The 17176-nt window shown below is 64.8% G+C and carries 17 protein-coding genes and 1 tRNA gene; 9 read left to right on the plus strand and 9 right to left on the minus strand.

The features are described from left to right. Positions 1 to 2: 2 nt before the first annotated feature. Genes FBY30_RS06065 through pknB form a run of 5 tightly spaced genes read left to right on the plus strand, consistent with a single transcriptional unit; the run spans position 3 to position 8372 of the window. Positions 3 to 1775: a PP2C family protein-serine/threonine phosphatase gene (locus tag FBY30_RS06065; protein ID WP_142131945.1), complete on the plus strand. Its 1773-nt coding sequence runs from the start codon at positions 3 to 5 to the stop codon at positions 1773 to 1775. Continuing rightward, positions 1772 to 3169 carry an FtsW/RodA/SpoVE family cell cycle protein gene (locus FBY30_RS06070; protein WP_142131947.1) on the plus strand — a complete coding sequence of 466 codons (1398 nt, stop codon included), beginning with the start codon at positions 1772 to 1774 and terminating at the stop codon, positions 3167 to 3169. Before FBY30_RS06065 ends, FBY30_RS06070 begins: the two co-directional genes overlap by 4 nt. Then, the gene (locus FBY30_RS06075; protein WP_142131949.1) at positions 3166 to 4626 is read left to right on the plus strand and encodes a peptidoglycan D,D-transpeptidase FtsI family protein; all 1461 of its coding nucleotides are present in this window, start codon (positions 3166 to 3168) and stop codon (positions 4624 to 4626) included. The genes FBY30_RS06070 and FBY30_RS06075 overlap by 4 nt, the downstream gene beginning before the upstream one ends. Beyond that, on the plus strand, positions 4623 to 6368 hold the full coding sequence (locus FBY30_RS06080) for a protein kinase domain-containing protein (RefSeq protein WP_142131951.1): 1746 nt from the start codon (positions 4623 to 4625) through the stop codon (positions 6366 to 6368). Before FBY30_RS06075 ends, FBY30_RS06080 begins: the two co-directional genes overlap by 4 nt. A gap of 15 nt (positions 6369 to 6383) precedes the next feature. Next, positions 6384 to 8372 carry a Stk1 family PASTA domain-containing Ser/Thr kinase gene (pknB, locus tag FBY30_RS06085; protein ID WP_200830642.1) on the plus strand — a complete coding sequence of 663 codons (1989 nt, stop codon included), beginning with the start codon at positions 6384 to 6386 and terminating at the stop codon, positions 8370 to 8372. Positions 8373 to 8398: 26 nt separating this feature from the next. Here the strand turns inward: pknB and FBY30_RS06090 are convergent, their stop codons facing one another. Genes FBY30_RS06090 through FBY30_RS06095 form a run of 3 tightly spaced genes read right to left on the minus strand, consistent with a single transcriptional unit; the run spans position 8399 to position 10007 of the window. Next, positions 8399 to 9040: an aminodeoxychorismate/anthranilate synthase component II gene (locus FBY30_RS06090; RefSeq protein ID WP_142131953.1), complete on the minus strand. Its 642-nt coding sequence runs from the start codon at positions 9038 to 9040 to the stop codon at positions 8399 to 8401. Next, a complete protein-coding gene (locus FBY30_RS20800; protein ID WP_200830643.1) occupies positions 9037 to 9207 on the minus strand; it encodes a hypothetical protein in 171 nt (56 codons plus the stop codon). The genes FBY30_RS06090 and FBY30_RS20800 overlap by 4 nt, the downstream gene beginning before the upstream one ends. 2 nt (positions 9208 to 9209) lie before the next feature. Next, a complete protein-coding gene (locus FBY30_RS06095; protein ID WP_142131955.1) occupies positions 9210 to 10007 on the minus strand; it encodes a class E sortase in 798 nt (265 codons plus the stop codon). 192 nt (positions 10008 to 10199) lie between these two features. Between FBY30_RS06095 and FBY30_RS06100 the strand changes: the two genes are divergently transcribed. Together FBY30_RS06100 and FBY30_RS06105 are read left to right on the plus strand one after the other, a co-directional pair. Next, positions 10200 to 10451: a cell division protein CrgA gene (locus tag FBY30_RS06100; protein WP_142131957.1), complete on the plus strand. Its 252-nt coding sequence runs from the start codon at positions 10200 to 10202 to the stop codon at positions 10449 to 10451. Between the two features lie 31 nt (positions 10452 to 10482). Beyond that, positions 10483 to 11088, plus strand: a complete 606-nt coding sequence (locus FBY30_RS06105; RefSeq protein ID WP_142131959.1) for a DNA-3-methyladenine glycosylase I — start codon at positions 10483 to 10485, stop codon at positions 11086 to 11088. 209 nt (positions 11089 to 11297) lie between these two features. Here FBY30_RS06105 and FBY30_RS06110 read toward each other — a convergent pair whose 3' ends face one another. The 3 genes from FBY30_RS06110 to FBY30_RS06120 form a co-directional block, all read right to left on the minus strand. Then, a complete protein-coding gene (locus FBY30_RS06110; protein WP_142131961.1) occupies positions 11298 to 11765 on the minus strand; it encodes a carboxymuconolactone decarboxylase family protein in 468 nt (155 codons plus the stop codon). 540 nt (positions 11766 to 12305) lie between these two features. Further along, positions 12306 to 13184 (minus strand): rhomboid family intramembrane serine protease, encoded by an 879-nt coding sequence (locus FBY30_RS06115; protein ID WP_142131964.1) that lies wholly within the window; start codon positions 13182 to 13184, stop codon positions 12306 to 12308. A gap of 9 nt (positions 13185 to 13193) precedes the next feature. Continuing rightward, positions 13194 to 13739 carry a peptidylprolyl isomerase gene (locus tag FBY30_RS06120; RefSeq protein WP_142131967.1) on the minus strand — a complete coding sequence of 182 codons (546 nt, stop codon included), beginning with the start codon at positions 13737 to 13739 and terminating at the stop codon, positions 13194 to 13196. A gap of 155 nt (positions 13740 to 13894) precedes the next feature. Between FBY30_RS06120 and FBY30_RS06125 the strand changes: the two genes are divergently transcribed. Both FBY30_RS06125 and FBY30_RS06130 read left to right on the plus strand, forming a co-directional pair. Continuing rightward, complete coding sequence (locus FBY30_RS06125) at positions 13895 to 14824, plus strand: hypothetical protein (protein WP_142131968.1); 930 nt, start codon at positions 13895 to 13897, stop codon at positions 14822 to 14824. A 136-nt stretch (positions 14825 to 14960) separates the two neighbouring features. After that, on the plus strand, positions 14961 to 15836 hold the full coding sequence (locus FBY30_RS06130) for a glycosyltransferase (protein WP_142131970.1): 876 nt from the start codon (positions 14961 to 14963) through the stop codon (positions 15834 to 15836). Between the two features lie 5 nt (positions 15837 to 15841). Here the strand turns inward: FBY30_RS06130 and FBY30_RS06135 are convergent, their stop codons facing one another. From FBY30_RS06135 to FBY30_RS20940, 3 genes are all read right to left on the minus strand, one after another. Next, entirely contained in the window at positions 15842 to 16780 is a 939-nt protein-coding gene (locus FBY30_RS06135; RefSeq protein ID WP_142131972.1) for a DMT family transporter, read from the minus strand. Positions 16781 to 16863: 83 nt separating this feature from the next. Continuing rightward, positions 16864 to 16939 (minus strand) — tRNA-Ala (locus FBY30_RS06140). A 71-nt stretch (positions 16940 to 17010) separates the two neighbouring features. After that, a complete protein-coding gene (locus FBY30_RS20940) occupies positions 17011 to 17127 on the minus strand; it encodes a DLW-39 family protein (RefSeq protein ID WP_229748488.1) in 117 nt (38 codons plus the stop codon). Positions 17128 to 17176 lie beyond the last annotated feature (49 nt).

The raw sequence follows: 17176 nt of genomic DNA on the forward strand, positions 1-17176 counted from the left end.
CCGTGGCCGTTCCTGAAAACCCCGCAACCGGATCCAGTCCGGCTCAGCGGCCCCTCATCATGCGCTTCGCGGCGCGGTCCGACGTTGGCCGGATCCGCGCCAAGAACGACGATTCCGCCTATGCCGGCCGCCACCTCGCGGTCGTCGCCGACGGCATGGGCGGGCACGCCGGCGGTGACGTCGCCTCGGCGGCGACGGTCCTGGACATGATCCACCTGGACAGCCCGGACCAGGGGGACGATGCCGGCACCGTCCTGGCCGATGAGATCCAGACCGCCAATTCGCTGCTCTCCGAACTGGTGCACATGAACCCCAAGCTCGCGGGCATGGGCACCACGGTCACCGCGCTCCTGCTGGCCGATAACAAACTGCATTTCGCGCACATCGGCGATTCCCGGGCATACCGGTTGCGCGACGGTGAATTCAAGCAGATCAGTGTGGACCATACGTTTGTCCAGCGGCTCATCGACGAAGGCCGGCTCCGCCCGGAGGAAGCGGAAACACACCCGCACAAGAACGTCCTCATGCGCGTCCTGGGCGATGTCGACGCTAGTCCGGAATTGGATCTGGACACCCTCGACGCCAAGCCCGGGGACCGCTGGCTGCTGTGCTCCGACGGGCTGAACTACGTGGCCGGGCATGCCGTGGAGCGGACGGTCCGGGAAACCCACAACCTGCACGAGTGCGCCGAAACCCTGGTTGAGCTGACCCTCGAGGCCGGCTCCCCGGACAACGTCACCGTGGTCATGGTGGACATCGTGGAGGAAACGCCCGACGACGTCAGCACCGCCGCCGTCGACATCGTCCCGCCGGTGCAGGGCAGCAAGCCCGCTGCCGCGGCAGCCGCCGCGCCCGCCGCGCCTGCCGAAAAGAATGCACCGGCCGGTCCTGCCGACGGCACCGAACCTGGTGCCAAATCCCGCCCGGACCGCGAAGACGCTAAACAGGATGTTGAGCCCGGGAAGGAACCGGCCGAAGGCGGTGCCAAGGACGGCGGCGCCGAAGACGGGGACGCCGAAAGTGGGGATGCCGGCTCCCCGGAGCCCGGCAGCACCGACCCGCACCTCGGTGAACACCTCTCTGCCGAAGTACTGCGCGAAGAACTTGCCTCGCGTCCGCACGAACTGGTGGGCGCGGCAGCGGCTGCGGCGGAGTCCGGGTCCATCCCCACCATTGCCGGACGAACCGTGGCCCGCCGGGCTGCCACACTCCTTACCCACAAGGCAGAACCCGCCGACCCCGAGGACACCCTGGTCCCGCTGCGTCCGCGCCGATGGCTGGCCTGGTCAGTTGCAGCCGCGGTGCTGCTTGTGGTGGCCGTGGGGCTCTGGCTCGGCTACGCCTGGACCCAGACCCGCTACTACGTGGGCGAGTTCGATTCCCGGGTGGCCATCTACAACGGCGTTTCCCAAAGGCTGGGACCCATCCAGTTGTCCTCCCTTGAAGCCGTGACCGATATCCGGATGGACTCCCTCCCGCCGTTCTCGCAGCAGCGGGTCCGCCAAACGGTTCCGGCCAACGACCTCTACGACGCGCAGCGGATCGTCAAGAACCTGGAGCTCACGGGAACCACCTCGCCGGAGGAGGAATGCCCCAAGCCTTCCGGCTCTGCCACTTCCCCCGCACCATCCGGAAGCCCCGCTCCGACTTCCACTGCACCGCCCGCCAGCGCCGCGGCTCCGCCGCCCGCACCGGGCGCGTCCACCGCTGCCCCGGCACCGTCGGCAGCTTCCCCAACACCCACTCCCACCATCACCTGCGAGGCGGCCAAATGAGCCAGGTAAGCAGCATGCCCAAGCCTCGCCGCAACGTTGAACTCGCGCTGCTGCTGCTCGCCCTCGCCGTAGGCATCGGTGCCAACATGCTGGTGGGCGTAGACCAGGAGAAGGCTTTCGACTCGGACTTCTGGTTCCAGTCCAGCCTGCTGGCCGTTGCGGCCCTGGTGTTCCACGGTGTCCTCCGCTTCCGCGCGAAATATGCCGATCCGGTAATACTTCCGCTGGTGGTTGCCCTCAACGGACTGGGACTGGCCATGATCCACCGGCTGGATCCGCCGGGGGGCGACACCGGAAACAACCAGCTCCGCTGGACGCTGATTGCCATGGCGGTGGCCATCGCCGTCATCTGGTTCCTCAAAGACCACCGTGTCCTCCGCAGGTTCACGTTCATCTCACTGGCAGCCAGTGCCGTCCTCCTGGTTCTTCCCCTGATCCCCGGGATCAGCGCGGGCGAGATCCTCGGTGCCCGCGTTTGGATCCGCTTGGGGCCCATGACCTTCCAGCCCGGTGAAATCGCCAAGATTACCCTCGCCATATTCTTTGCAGGGTATTTGTCCTCGAACCGGGACCTGATCCTGCTGGCTGGCCGGAAGATCGGTCCGCTGCAGTTTCCGCGCTTCAAGGACCTCGGCCCCATGGTGGCCGCCTGGCTGGTCAGCATCGGAGTGCTGGTCTTCCAAAGCGACCTCGGGTCCTCCGTGCTGTTCTTCGGCCTGTTCATCGTCATGATCTATGTGGCCACCAGCCGCATCAGCTGGGTTGTCATCGGCCTGGCCCTCCTTCTGGGCGGCGGCTTTATCGCTTCGCAGGTCTTCTCGCACGTGGGCCTGCGCATCGATGGGTGGCTGAATGCCTTCACCGACGAGGTCTACGGCCGCCAGTACGGCGGCAGCTTCCAGATCGTTGAGGGGCTGTTCGGCATGGCCAACGGCGGGCTGGTTGGAACAGGCCTGGGGCAGGGCCGTCCGGATCTGGTTCCCTTCGCCAACAGCGACATGATTATTGCTTCCCTGGGCGAGGAACTTGGCCTGATTGGCCTCTTCGCCGTAGTCCTGATGTACCTGCTCCTGTTCACCCGCGGGTTCCGCGCCGCCCTGGGCACGCGCGATGCCTTTGGCAAACTGCTGGCGTGCGGCCTGTCCTTCGCCGTGGCGCTCCAGTGCTTCGTAGTAATCGGCGGCGTCACCAGGCTCATCCCGCTCACCGGTCTCACCACACCGTTCCTGGCCGCCGGCGGTTCATCGCTGCTGGCCAACTGGATCATTGTGGGACTGCTCCTGATGATCTCGCATACCGCGCGCGGGCCGGTGGACACCACTCCGCTCCCGCCGTCAGCGGGGGCGGAATCCGTAGGCATTGATACTCCAACCGAGGCGGTGAAGCACGCATGAACCAGGCAATACGGCACTCATGGGTAGCGGCCATCGCCATGTTCGCCCTGATCTTCGGCGCCATCAGCTATGTCCAGGTGATTGGTGCGGACGCGCTGAAGGACAATCCCTGGAACAAGCGCGCCATCCTGCAGACGTACTGCAATGACCGCGGTTCCATCATTGTGGGCGGCACCCCGGTGGCGGAATCGGTTGAGAGCAACTCGGAGACGTGCAAGTTCCAGCGCACCTACCCGCAGCCGGAGCTGTATGCCGGCCTGACGGGATACTTCTCGCAGAACTATGGAGCCACGGGACTGGAGCAGTCCATGGGCGCCGAGCTGGCGGGCAACTCGGACCAGCTTTTCCTGGACCGGGTGGGCCAGCTCTTCCTGGGCAACCAGCCCAAGGGTGCCTCGGTGGAACTCACCATCGATCCCCAGATCCAGCAGCTGGCCTACAACCTGATCCCGGACGGCCAACGCGGCTCGATTGTGGTCACCAACCCCAAGACCGGCGCCATCCTGGCGATGGCTTCCAAGCCGTCCTACAACCCGAACCTTGTGGCCACCCAGGATCCAAAGGCTGAAAGCGCCAACATCAATGAGCTCGTGAAGGTCCCGGGCGTCAACCTGAACCAGAACGTCAGCGGACCCACCGGTGAGCTGCTCGCCCCGGGCTCGGTCTTCAAGCTCGTGGATACGGCCGCGGCCCTGGCCTCAGGAAAGTACAACAAGGACAGCGTCCTGCCCAACCCCGCGGAAATGCCCTTCGACGGCATCCAGTACAAGCTGCCAAACTACGCCGGCGGCAACTGCTACACCAGGGACACCGCCAGCTTCGCCTTCGCACTGCAGCAGTCCTGCAACACGCCGTTCGCCAGCATCGCCCTGGACCTGGGCCGCGACGCCATCGCCGCCCAGGCCAAGAAGTTCGGGTTCGGCGAGGACGTGGGTGACCTGCTGAAGCTGGGCCATGCAACCGGTAACGGGTTCCCTGACAACCTGGACAAGCCAGGACTGGCCCAGTCCGCCATCGGCCAGAAGGATGTCCGCGTTACGCCGCTGCAGGTCAACATGATGACAAACGCGATCGCAAACGGCGGCGTCCAGATGGCTCCCAGCCTGGTCAAGACCCTGCGGTCCCCGGACCTGCGCGTCATAGCTGAGCCCCAGCCGGCCCAGCTCAGGACGTCCACCACCCCGGAGATCTCCAAGCAGATCACCGAGTGGATGACCAGTGTGGTTACTGACGGTATTGCCAAGGGTGCCGCCGTCCCCGGCGTGCAGGTGGCAGGCAAGACCGGCACCGCCGAACTCGGAAATGGAACCAACAACTCGTGGTTCACCGGGTTTGCCCCTGCTGACAACCCGAAGGTCAGCGTCACGATCGTCATGGAAGGCGTAGACATCTACGCGGGAGCAAAGCTGACCAGTCCTAACGCGAAGAAGATTTTTGAGGCGGTGTTGAATAAGTGAGGCCTACAACGGGAATCACCCTCGGCGGCAGATTCCAGCTGACCACGCGGATCGCGATTGGCGGCATGGGCGAAGTCTGGAAAGCCAAGGACCTGGTCCTGGGCCGTATCGTCGCCATCAAGGTGCTCAAGGAGGAATACACGGGAGACCCCGGATTCCTGCAGCGGTTCCGTGCCGAGGCCCGCCACACCGCGCTCCTTAACCACGTGGGAATCGCCAACGTCTTCGATTACGGCGAAGAAGAAGGCTCCGCTTACCTGGTCATGGAACTGGTCCCGGGCCAGCCGTTGAGCAGCATCATCGAACACGAGCAGGTGCTGTCACCGGACCGTACGCTCTCGATCATTGCGCAGACCGCCCGCGCTTTGGCCGTGGCACACGCCCAGGGCCTGGTCCACCGGGACGTTAAGCCCGGAAACCTCCTGATCACGCCCGACGGACGGGTCAAGGTCACCGACTTCGGCATCGCCCGCCTGGCCGACCAGGTGCCGCTCACCCAAACCGGGCAGGTCATGGGAACAGCGCAGTACCTGGCCCCTGAACAGGCAACCGGGCAGACCGCCACCGGCTCCTCGGACATCTACTCCCTCGGAGTCATCGGGTACGAGTGCCTCAGCGGCCACCGTCCCTTCTCCGGCGAATCGCAGATCGCCATTGCTCTGGCCCAGGTGAACGACGCTCCGCCGCCGCTTTCGGACAGCCTGCCTGCTCCGGTCCGGGCGCTCCTGATGTCCATGCTGGCCAAGGATCCCAAGGACCGGCCTGCCAATGCCATCAAGCTGGCCGAGGCAGCGGAGGCAATCCGCAACGGCGATATCAGCGCAGCACGCGCCGCCGTGCCCGGCATGCTTCTCTTCGACGCAGACACCGGCCCCATCACCGCGCCGGTCGACACCGCCACCGCCCCCACCGGCGTCATTGGCAGCCAGCGGGATTCCCCCACCGCCACCTCCGCCCTCCCGGTACTGGGCGCGGGTGCGGCAGGTGCCGCAGCTGCCATGGCGGCAGGCGCGCACGGCGCCTCCGCAGCTGGGGGCGACGCGCCCCAAGGGCCGCTTGCCCGCGCCAATGCGCTGGCTGCCCAGCGCAACTGGGACCAGCAGGACGACGAAACGTACGACGGGGAAACGTACGACGACGAGCCCGCCGATGAGCCCCGGCGCAAGGGACGAAGCCCCTGGACCTGGCCTTTGGTCGCCTTGATCCTGCTGCTCCTGTTTGCGCTGGTGGGTTTCCTCCTGAACCAGATGGGACTCTTCTCGCCGTCCAGCAACCCCAGCTCCAGCGCGACCGCCAGCAGCAGCGCACCGCCGTCGTCCGCAACGCCCACGCGGACCACGCAGTCGGCGACGCCCACGCAGACGCGCAGCACGCCGACGCCGACACCCACCCCTGAACCCACCCAGGCGACGGTCAACGTAATTCCTGAGGCTTACCTGGGTAAGCCCTACCGGCAGGTGCAGGCAGCCCTTGCCGGACTGGGGTTGCAGGTGACAGTCCTGCCGCAGGAAAGCAGCTCGGCCGCCCCCGGCACAGTTTTGGAACTGAACCCCACGGGTGTGATGCCCAAGGGCTCACCCATCACCGTCATTTACGCAACGGCGCCGGCGCCCGCGCCCACCACGCCGGCACCAACCCCTACGCCCACAACGTCCTCCCAGGCCGGCCCCACGCCCCTCTCGCCGCTTGCAAGCTGCGCAGCGGGCCAAACGCCGGGCACGCCCCCTACCTGCACGCCCTAAACGTCAGGAACGCCAGTGAATGAGTCACCTCGCACACCGTTGCACCGGGAGGACAGCCTGCCGGTGGACAACCGGCGTGTCCTGAGCGGCCGCTACGAGCTGGGGAACCTCATTGGCCGCGGCGGCATGGCGGACGTCTACAAGGGAACGGACACGCGGCTGGGCAGGACTGTTGCCGTCAAGCTGCTCAGGCCGGACATGGCCAGGGACCCGCAGTTCCAAGCGCGCTTCAAGCGTGAGGCCCAGGCCGTAGCCGCCCTGAACCACCCGTCCATCGTTGCCATCTTCGATACCGGCGAGCACATGGTGCATGACGGCTCGGCGGAGGACGTGCGGGTGCCCTACATCGTAATGGAATACGTTGACGGCAAGACGCTGCGTGATTTGATCCGGGCCAACGACGTCACCATCGACCAGGCCATCGACTACACCCTGGGCGTCCTGGGGGCCCTCGAGTACAGCCACAAGGCCGGGATCGTGCACCGGGACATCAAGCCTGCCAACGTGATGTACTGCCCGGGCACCAACTCTGTGAAGGTGATGGACTTTGGCATTGCCCGTGCCATCGCTGATTCCTCGGCCACCATGACCCAGACCCAGGCGGTGGTGGGAACAGCCCAGTACCTGTCGCCGGAGCAGGCCCGGGGTGAGACCGTGGATGCGCGCAGCGACCTTTATTCGGCTGCCTGCCTGCTCTACGAAATGCTTACCTCCCGCCCGCCGTTCGTCGGGGACAGCCCGGTATCCGTTGCCTACCAGCACGTCCGCGAAATCGCGGAGCCTGCCAGCAGCCTCAATCCCCGGGTGTCGCCCGCGCTGGACACGGTCCTGGCCAAGGCCCTGCAGAAGAACCGGGCCGACAGGTTCCAGGACGCCGCCGCTTTCCGCCGCGCCCTGAGGGCTGCGAAGGCCGGGGTACCGGTCCCGGCCGTGCCGGCGTCGGAGGCACCTACCGACCCCAACGACCACGTTCCCGAAGCAGCGCCGCCCACGGAGGCATTCGCTGCCGGAGGCGCTGCTTTCCTTGATGACGCGCCCACGGGGCGGCTGGCCGCTACCAACCTGTTCCATGACGACGGCGGCCCGGCAGTTCCGCTGGAACTTGCTGACGAGCACGAGGCAAACACGTACGACGGCGGCGGCTACAGTGCGGCCGCTGCCCTGCCGCTCGGCCTCCCTCCGGAACGTGAGCAGAGCAATCGGCAGAAGTCCCGCCGTCGTGCGTGGATTGCCACCCTGGTGATTTTCACCCTGCTGGTCCTCGCCGGCGGCGGCCTCTGGCTTTACCAAACCGTCAATCGCCCGGCCCCTGCTCCGGCCAAGGTGCAAATCCCATCTGTGGCGTCGCTGACGGAAACTGCTGCCCTGCAGGAGCTGTACAACGCCGGGCTTCGGCCCAGGATCGCGCGGGCGGCAAACGACACGGTGCCCAAGGGGACCGCCATCGGGACCGATCCTGCGGCCGGCGGTTCACTCGACCCGGGCGCAGAAATCATCCTCAATGTCTCCGACGGGCCCAGCTCGGTGAAGATCCCGGACAGCCTGCCCGGGAAAACGGAGGCCGCTGCGCGGGACATCCTGCGCCAGGTGGGACTGGTGGGCGCTCCGTCGACCACAACCGCCAACAGCGCCACCGTACCGGCCGGAATTGTGATCACCTCCAACCCGGCGCCTGGACAAAACGTCGGCGTCGGCACCAGCGTGGAGCTCATCGTTTCCACCGGCAAGGTGGTGGTCCCGGAACTGCGCGCCCTTACCCGCGACGAGGCTGAAGCCGCGCTGAAGCAGCTGGGCCTGGTGCCCTCGGTGATCGAGATGGAGAACTCGCAGGTGGAGCCGGGCAAGGTGACGGACCAAAGTGATCCGGCCAACACCGCCGTGGAACAGGGGAAGACCATCACCATCGTGGTGGCCAAGGCTCCGCCACCGCCGCCGGCGCCAACGGAGACCCCCACGCCCGCGCCCTCGGCGACACCGACCCCCAAGCCCACCAAAAAGGGCTGACGTTTCCCGGGTGGGAACAGTTCCGGCTAGTGCTGGATCAGCGGGCTGAGCTTTGCGGCCCTGGCAGCCGCACCCTTCATGCCCAGGGACTCCAGCCAGTTGCCGAGCATCTGGTACCCGCCCTCGGTGAGCACCGATTCCGGGTGGAACTGCACACCACACAGCGGTGCCGTCCGGTGCTGGAGCCCCATGACCACACCTGATGCGGTTTGCGCCGTGACTTCAAGGACATCGGGAATGGATTCCCGGACCGCTGCCAGTGAGTGGTAGCGCGTGGCTGTGACGGGGGAGGGGAGCCCGGCGAAGACGCTGGTGCCGATGTGCTCCACCAGGGACGTCTTGCCATGCATGAGCTCAGGGGCATGGGTGACTTTGCCGCCGAAGGCCTCTGCCAGCGCCTGGTGTCCCAGGCACACGCCAAACATGGGGACGCTGTTTTCACCGCACCACTTGATCAGCTCAATGCAGACTCCAGCCTCGGCGGGGTTACCGGGACCGGGCGAGATGAGGACGCCGTCACGGGTGCCGGCAAGTTCGATCGCCTCTGCCAGCGTGACATCGTCGTTGCGGACCACTGTGGTCTCGGCGCCGAGTTCCTGGAGGTAGCCCACCAGGGTGTAGACGAAGCTGTCGTAGTTATCCACTACAAGGATCTTGGTTGTGGTCATGGCTGGTCTGTGGAACCAATCGTTGAGTCGGTGAATTGGGTGAAGTGGGACATCCAGGGGAAAAGGAACTGGACCATCAGGACCAGCGCAATGAAGACCAGGGCCAGCGAAATGATGATCCTGACCCAGAGCGGTCCCGGGAGGTGGCGGAAAATCCAGGCGTACATGGTCAGCTCCTCCCCGTGGCTGCCGCAACCTGTGCCGCGATCTCTGCCGGCGGCCCGGCTGACGCCGGGCGCCAACTGTCCAGCAGGGCGTAGGCGATGATGCGTTCTTCCGCGCCGAAGCGGGGATTGCAGCTGGTCATGGTGAGGTAGCTTTCGGTGGGTGTGGCGCCGGGCTGGGTTGGTACCGGTTCCAGCACGTCCGTGCGGGAGGGCATCACGATCTGGTTGTTCCGGAAGACATAGACGTAATAGCCGTCCTTGGTCTGGACGTAGATCTTGTCGCCCGGCACCAGCGTGTGGATGTTGTCCAGCACGGCGCCATGGGTCTGGCGGTGCCCGGCTACGGCAAAGTTGCCCACTGCCCCGGGCATCGCCGTATTGCTGTAGTGGCCAAGGCCCAAGGTGTCCAGGACGTCCTGGCTGGTTCCCTGGACGATGGGGCGTGTGTAGGTGGGACCGAACCGCGGGATGTACATGATGCCGATGGTGCCCGAATGGCCCGGAGCGGTTCCCACCACTGGCTTGCCGAAATCCTGCGGTGCGGCTGGCGCTGCAGGCTGGGCGGAAGGAGCGGTGGTTGCGGGGGCGGCTGTTCCCAGGTCCTTGGCGAACTCCTTGATGACCTGGCTCTGCTTGGCGTCGGACTCCACGTTGGTCCACCACAGCTGCCACGCCACAAAGAGAAGGAGGATGACGCCGGCGGTGATCAGCAGCTCGCCAAGCACCTGGACGGTGCCGCGCAACAGGGCACGACGGGGGGCGGACGCAGTGGCGGGCCCCGCCTTCTCCTGCAATACCACGCGTTCCCCTCCGGGCGTTTACCCTGGCAGTGCCCCGGCCAGGCCCGCACGGGCTGCCCATCAACTGCGGCTAGAATTGGCTGCTAGTAAGAATCCAGATTTGACCAAGATCGCGCAGACCGCTGGCAATTTCCTTCTTGCAGGATACCAAGCCCGGACCGCCGAGCTTGCGCAGCCCGTCAAGGAGAGCCAGTGCCCGAGTCAAAGCCTCGCAAGAAGACCGCCAGCACCGCCCAGCCGGCTTCCCCCCAGGCTTACAAGCCCAATCCCGTCTGGTTCAAGCCGGTCATGTTCGGCCTGATGATTGTCGGCCTCCTGTGGATCATCACTTTTTACATCAGCGAGGGCCGGTTTCCGGTCCAGGCCTGGCAGTCCTGGAACATCGTGGCCGGTTTCGGCATCGCCATCGTGGGGTTCCTGATGACCACCCGCTGGCGTTCCTAGCGGCACGCTGCCTGGATCAGGGAGGACTGCACTGGCTGCCGGTTCCGCCGGGGTGATCGTCGGCGAGGATGGCCTCGCCCGGCCCGCCTGGGCTGCGACAGATCCGCTTATGCGGAATTATTACGACCAGGAATGGGGGCTGCCCGTCACGGACGAGCAGGGCCTCTACGAACGGATCTGCCTGGAGGGTTTCCAAGCGGGGCTTTCCTGGGCAACCATCCTGCGGAAGCGCCCGGCTTTCCGTGCCGCCTTCGCCCGGTTCGATCCCGAGCAAGTGGCCCTGTTCACCGCCGCGGACGTGGAGCGGCTGATGCAGGACCCAGGAATCATCCGGAACCGCCTGAAGATCCTCGCCGCGGTCAAAAATGCCCAGGCCACCCTGGAGCTCAGGAACGACGGCGGACTGGTGGACTTTGTGTGGAGCTTCCGACCCGCCAGCACGCCCAGGCCACAGGCAATCACCGATATCCCCACCCAGTCGGCAGAGTCCCTTGCCTTGTCCAAGGCGCTCCGTAAACGTGGCTTCTCCTTCGTGGGACCCACCACCATGTATGCGCTGATGGAAGCCGTGGGAATTGTGGACACCCATCTCCTGGGCAGCCACCGCCGAGGATCCTCGGGCATCTGGCCTCAGTAAGGACCCCTCAGGTTATCCCCAACTGTTGGGAATGTTATCCACAGTGTGGAAAAACGCGCTCTGCACGACCAGGAAAGCAGTACCCCTAAGGGCGGCGGGGATCCTGGCCTCTTTCGGCACCCCACCATGCTGTTATTAACAGTGTGGAATACCTGTGGATAAACGTTCATGGGGACAGGGATGGGTATTTTCCGCAGTAGCGCCGGCTCCTACGGTCGGTCCCGCCTGACAGGATGATGGCTGGTGATGGAGACCCGGTTAAGGGCATTCATGGTCACTGCCACCCAACCCACGGCAGAAAATTCGTCAGCCGTAAGGCATTGACGCGCCACTGCCTCCGCCTGCTCCCTGGCACGTTCGTCCGGGAGCTTCGTTATGCTCTCCACGAGCCCCAGTGCCGCCCGCTCCTTGTCCGTGAACAAAGTGGTCTCACGCCATGCGGGCAGTACGGCCAGACGCTGGGAAGTCTCGCCCGCCTCCATAGCCCTCCGCACGTGCAGGTCCAGGCAGTAGGCGCAGCCATTGATCTGGGAAATACGGACGTTGAGCAGCTCCAGCAGGGCCCGGCCTATTCCGGCCTCTTCTGCCGCTTCCTGCACCTTGAGACCCAGTCCGCTGATGGCCTTCCAAAGGGCTGGATGCTGTTTATCCAGGTAAAGATGCTCGGTGACGCTCACGGATGTCCTTTTCGCTGCACGGCTGACGGCTGACAGGCAACCATCATAGGCAGGATGCAACCTGCGGCCGTCGTCTCTTATCCACTTACCAACACCGCAATACCCACAAGTTATCCACAGCTGTGGGAAACGCAGTGGAAATCCCTATGCCCAGGGGCTTTAGACCCTACTCCCGCGGGTCGGTCCGGCCTGCGAACTACAGCACTGTGACTTATTAACACTGTGTATATCGCTGTCGATAACGTCGCGCGCGGATCAACAGTGAGTGCTATGTAGGCGGAGACAAGCCGCTTTTTCCACAGAAGCGGTGGAAAGCCCATGCTTATCCACTTACGCACAGCGATATCCCCATACGTTATCCACAGGTGTGGAGAATTGGCCCTACTCCGAAGCGGGCTTCCCGGTACAGGCCGTCAATGACGGGGAAGGCTCCGGAACTACACGCTTGTAAGTTATTAACACTGTGGATAAGGGCTGTGGAAAAGAAAGCACCCCCGCACCGGCAGGTGCGGGGGTGAAAGATCTTTTGTGGTCCGGGGACTAGAGAGACACCCGCAGCCAAGTCACGGCAATCAGCAGCGCGAATACGCCGGCGAGGCCCAGGGCTTGGATGAGGCCCCGGCGGCGTCCCCGCGGAGAGTAGGCAAGGACGGCTGCACAGAGACCCCCGGTGACGAGGCCGCCCAGGTGGGCTTGCCAGGCGATGTGGGGGATGAGGAAACCGATGACGCCGTTGATGGCGATCAGGACCCACAGTTGGCGGGTATCTCCGCCGCGCTGCCGCTGGACCAGGAGCATGGCACCGAAAAGGCCGAAGATGGCACCGGATGCGCCCACCAGCCCCACCAGCCCCTGTCCGGGGACCAGCAGGGGGTTCAGCAGCAGGTAGCCCACGGAGCCGCCGAAAGCGGAGATGAGGTACAGCGCCAGGAAGCGCACCCGGCCCAGGATCGGTTCCAGGGCCTGCCCGAAGATCCACAGCGTGTACATGTTCAAGAGGATGTGCAGCAGCGAGTCCGGCGAGTGGAGGAAAGCTGACGTGATCATCCGCCAGGGCTCGAAGGCGCCGTACTGCGGGGCGGCGAAGATGTTGTTGTACGCGAACTGCTTGTACACCCAGTCGCCCGGGATGAGCATCTGCAGTGCGTAGACAACGACGCATGCAGCGATGATGCCGAACGTCACCAATGGCTTGCCGGCGGCGACGGCGCCGCCGTAGACGGTCCTTACCTCCGGCGTCGTCCGTTGTGTTTCGTTGACGCAGTCAACGCATTGGAATCCGACGGCGGCCGCCCGCTGGCAATCGGGGCATGCCGGGCGCCCGCAGCGCTGGCAGCGCACGTAGGACGGCCGGTCCGGGTGCCGGGGGCAGACCGGAACCTGGGCGGACGGCTCAGCCGACGGAATTCCGTAACTCATGGTGGAGCGTTACAGCTGTTCGATGTCGATGCTGTTGATGGTCACGTCTTCCACCGGGCGGTCGCCCATGCCGGTGCGCACGCCCTCGATGGCGTCGACGACCTTCTTGGATTCGTCGTCAGCCACCTCACCAAAGATGGTGTGCTTGCCCTGGAGCCAGTCAGTGGGAATGGTGGTGATGAAGAACTGTGAACCGTTGGTGCCCTTGCCCATCTGGATGCCGGCGTTGGCCATGGCGAGCTTGTAGGGCTGGTTGAAGTTCAGTTCCGGGTGGATTTCATCGTCAAAGCGGTAGCCGGGGCCGCCGGTTCCACGGCCCAGTGGATCGCCTGCCTGGATCATGAAGTCCTTGATGATGCGGTGGAAGATGGTTCCGTTGTACAGCGGGGTGCCGGTCTTGTCCTCGCCGGTTTCGGGGTGGGTCCAGGCCTGCTCGCCGGTGGCAAGGCCCACGAAGTTCTTGACCGTCTTGGGCGCGTGGTTGCCGAAGAGGTTAACCACGATGTCGCCGAGGCTGGTGTGGATGGTTGCTTTTGCAGTTGCGATGGCAGTCATAGGGCCCATTCTCCCATGCCGGTTCGGGGCAGCCGCGGCTGCGAAGGCAGTTCCGCGCTGGGTGAAATCGCCCCAAAATCCGCGAAGTGAATAGCCCGTGAAGATCTGGGCACGTAGGCTAGCGACAGAACCGTCACATTAATCGGGAGGTAGTTGTGAAGAAATCGGATCGTATTGCCCGTGACCTTGAGCAGTCGGTCACCAGTGCGGTGGTAAACGCCAAGGATTGGGCGGCTCCCCGGGTGGAAGCTGCCGTGGACTGGGCTGTTCCCCGCCTCCAGCAGGGCCTGGATACCGCATCTCCCAAGATCCAGGAAGGCCTGAAGTCGGCCGCCCATAACCTGGCAGACGGTGTGGCCACTGTGACTCCCCGGATCCAGGACGGACTGGCCCAGCTGGCCCCCAAGATCAACGATGTTGTCGAGGGCGCGTCGCCAAGGCTGCACGAAGCCCTGGACAAGGCCACCCCGGTGGTCCTGAACGCGCGTGACCGCGTCGTGGTGGAATACCTGCCCAAGCTCTCGGACCAGATTGGTGTGGCATCCGGTGCGGTGCACCGCACGCTGGAAAACACGCCGGCACGCGTGGACGCCGTGGCGCAGAAGCTGGGCGACGTGGGACTCATCCACGCCATCCAGGAGCAGGCCCAGGCAACCGGAACCCAGCTCAAGGCCGCTGCAGCCGGCGCCGGCCGCGCAGTGGATGTCCAGTTGGCCCAGCCGGAAAAGCCAAAGAAGCGCGGCTGGCTGATCTTCGGCGTGGTGGCCGCAGCAGTGGCCGCCGGCGTTGCAGCCTGGAAGGCATCCAAGCCGGTGGAAGACCCGTGGAAGACTCCTTCACCGGTCACGCCCACTGCTGCCACCACCGTCAGCGACGTCAAGGAAACCACTGCAGATGCCGCTGACAAGGCTGCCGCTGCAACCGGTTCCGCCGCGGAAGCCGTGGCGGACAAGGCCGGGGACGCTGCCGAGACCGTCAAGGAAAAGTCTGCCGACGCCGCAGACAAGGCCCGGCACGTAGCCGACGACACCGAAGGCGGCGCCAAGACGGTTGCCGATGAAGACAAGGGCAGCAGCCAGGCCTAGTTTCCCGCAGCCGAAAAGCTGCACACCAAGAGGAGCTCCGTTTCACCGCGGAGCTCCTTTTTTGTGCCCGTCGACCGGTTTTCGTATCTGCTTACCGGTCCCCGGCAGGAAAGGCCCTGATGCTAGATTTGAGGTGATGTCAGCCAATCGATCCTCTGGGGATGCCGTGAACGACGCAGCCGTACAGCTCCGCGTGTCCATCGTTATCCCGGCGTACAACGAGGAGAGCGTGATCAGGCAATGCCTCATCGCCGCCATCTACCAGTCCGTTCCGGCCCACGAGATCATCGTGGTGGACAACCTTTCAAAAGACCGGACGGCCGACATTGTCCGCCAGATGCAGCTCGAATATCCGGAGAGCCCCATCATCCTTTTGAGCCAGGACCGGGAGCAGGGGCTTATCCCCACCCGGAACTTCGGGCTCGATTGCGCCACGGGGGACATCCTGGGACGCATTGACGCGGATTCCATCGTGGAACCTGACTGGGTGGAGCAGGTCCAGAAGGCATTCGCCGATCCGTCTGTCCAGGCCGCCACCGGCCCGGTGGTGTACTACGACATGCCGATGCGCCGCTTCGGGCTGAAGGCGGACGACAAGATGCGCCAGCTCATGCTGAAGCTGGCCAAGCACCAATATCATTTCCTCTTCGGCTCCAACATGGCCCTTCGTGCCAGTGCCTGGGAGACCATCCGGGCGGAAACCTGCCGGGACGAGAAGGACGAGATGCACGAGGACATCGATTTGTCCCTGCATCTGGCCGACCATGAGCTTCCGGTGCGCTACTGGCCGCAGATGGTATCCGGGATGTCCGCCCGCCGGCTGGAGGACTCACCCCGCGACTACCGCTACTACGTCACCAGGTTTGACCGGACCTACAAGGCCCACAACGTCAAGAAGATGGCGCTGAAGGCACCCATGGTGGTCTTCTTCTCGGTGTATTTCCCGGCCAAGCTCCTCAGGGCCATCCACACGGTCAACACCGCGCAGCCGATGCGCCGCGGCGGACAGTAGCGGACTTAGTCAGTCCCCAGCTCGGCGAGGCGTTCCGACGGCGGTTCCTCCTGGGGTGCCACACCACGCCTGCCGGTCCTGCCGCTCCTTTGCCCCAGGACCACGACGGCGAGTCCCACCAGGATCAGGCCAAGCCCCGCGTATGTGCCCGCAGGCAGGGTCTCGTGCAGGAACACTGCTGCCAGCAGGGCTGCTCCGGGGATTTCCAGAAGGATGATCATGGAGACGATCAGCGGGCTCATGGTGGCCAGCAGGTGATTGAAGGCCGTGTGCCCCACCAATTGCGCGCAGACGGTGATGGCAGCGATGCCGAGCCATCCGGCAGGTTCGAAGCCGGCCAGGGGCTGGCCTCCGATCAGGGCCAGCACGGCCACCAGCGCCGCGCACATGCCGTAGCAAAGCGTGGTGTAGGTTCCAGTGGTCATGCTCTGCCGTGCCTTGCCCCCGGCCAGGGTGTAGAGACCTGCCAGGGCGCCGCCGGCCATCGCCAGCAGGTCTCCCATGAGGGCCTGCTGGGAGGATCCCAGGTCGAAGCCCGTGATGGCCACGACACCGCTGAAGGCGATGCCAAGACCCACCAGGACCTGCCAGCGGTGGCGGGTGCCGCGCACCAGCTGAAAGACCGCGATCCATGCCGACTGCAGGCATACCAGGGCGGTGGCCGCTGCCACGGAGGTCAGCTGCAGGGAGGTGATGAAGCAGGCAAAGTGCAGGGCCAGGGCGACGGCGGCCAACGCTGACCAGCGAAACTCACGGCCGGTGATGCTGCCGAACTGACGTGGCTGCCGGACCAGGGTGGGCGTGGCCATGACGGCTGCACCGATGGCATTGCGCCAGAAGGCGATGGCCAGGGCGCTGACGCTGGTGGCACCGAGGGTGGCCGCGATCAAGGGGCCTGACGACGCAACACCCAGGACGCCCAAGGCCGCGAAGAGGAAGTTCACTGCAGCCCCCTGATACTGGTTTCCCGGCGATGATGGAAAGCAAAAGTCCCGGCCTGCGCTTTACGCTGACCGGGACTTTCCTATGGTGGAGGCACGGGGACTCGAACCCCGAACCCCCTGCTTGCAAAGCAGGTGCGCTACCAATTGCGCCATGCCCCCATAAAAAGCAACCCGTCCATCATACCCTAGAACCGGGGAGCGTCTGACCGCTCCCGGCGCGGGCGTCCGGGCTAATCAACCGTATCGGTCGACTTGCTCCAAACTGTTTTCCGGGCTTCGGACTCCTGTGCTTTCCGGTAGACCAGGACGCCTGCGATTGCCGCTGCCAGTACAAGCAACTTCTTCACATGCTCCCCGTTCCGGCCAAGTACCGGATGAACCGGACCAGACCTCCGT

The organism is Arthrobacter sp. SLBN-83 (assembly GCF_006715285.1).
In the GTDB taxonomy this organism is placed as follows: Bacteria; Actinomycetota; Actinomycetes; order Actinomycetales; family Micrococcaceae; genus Arthrobacter.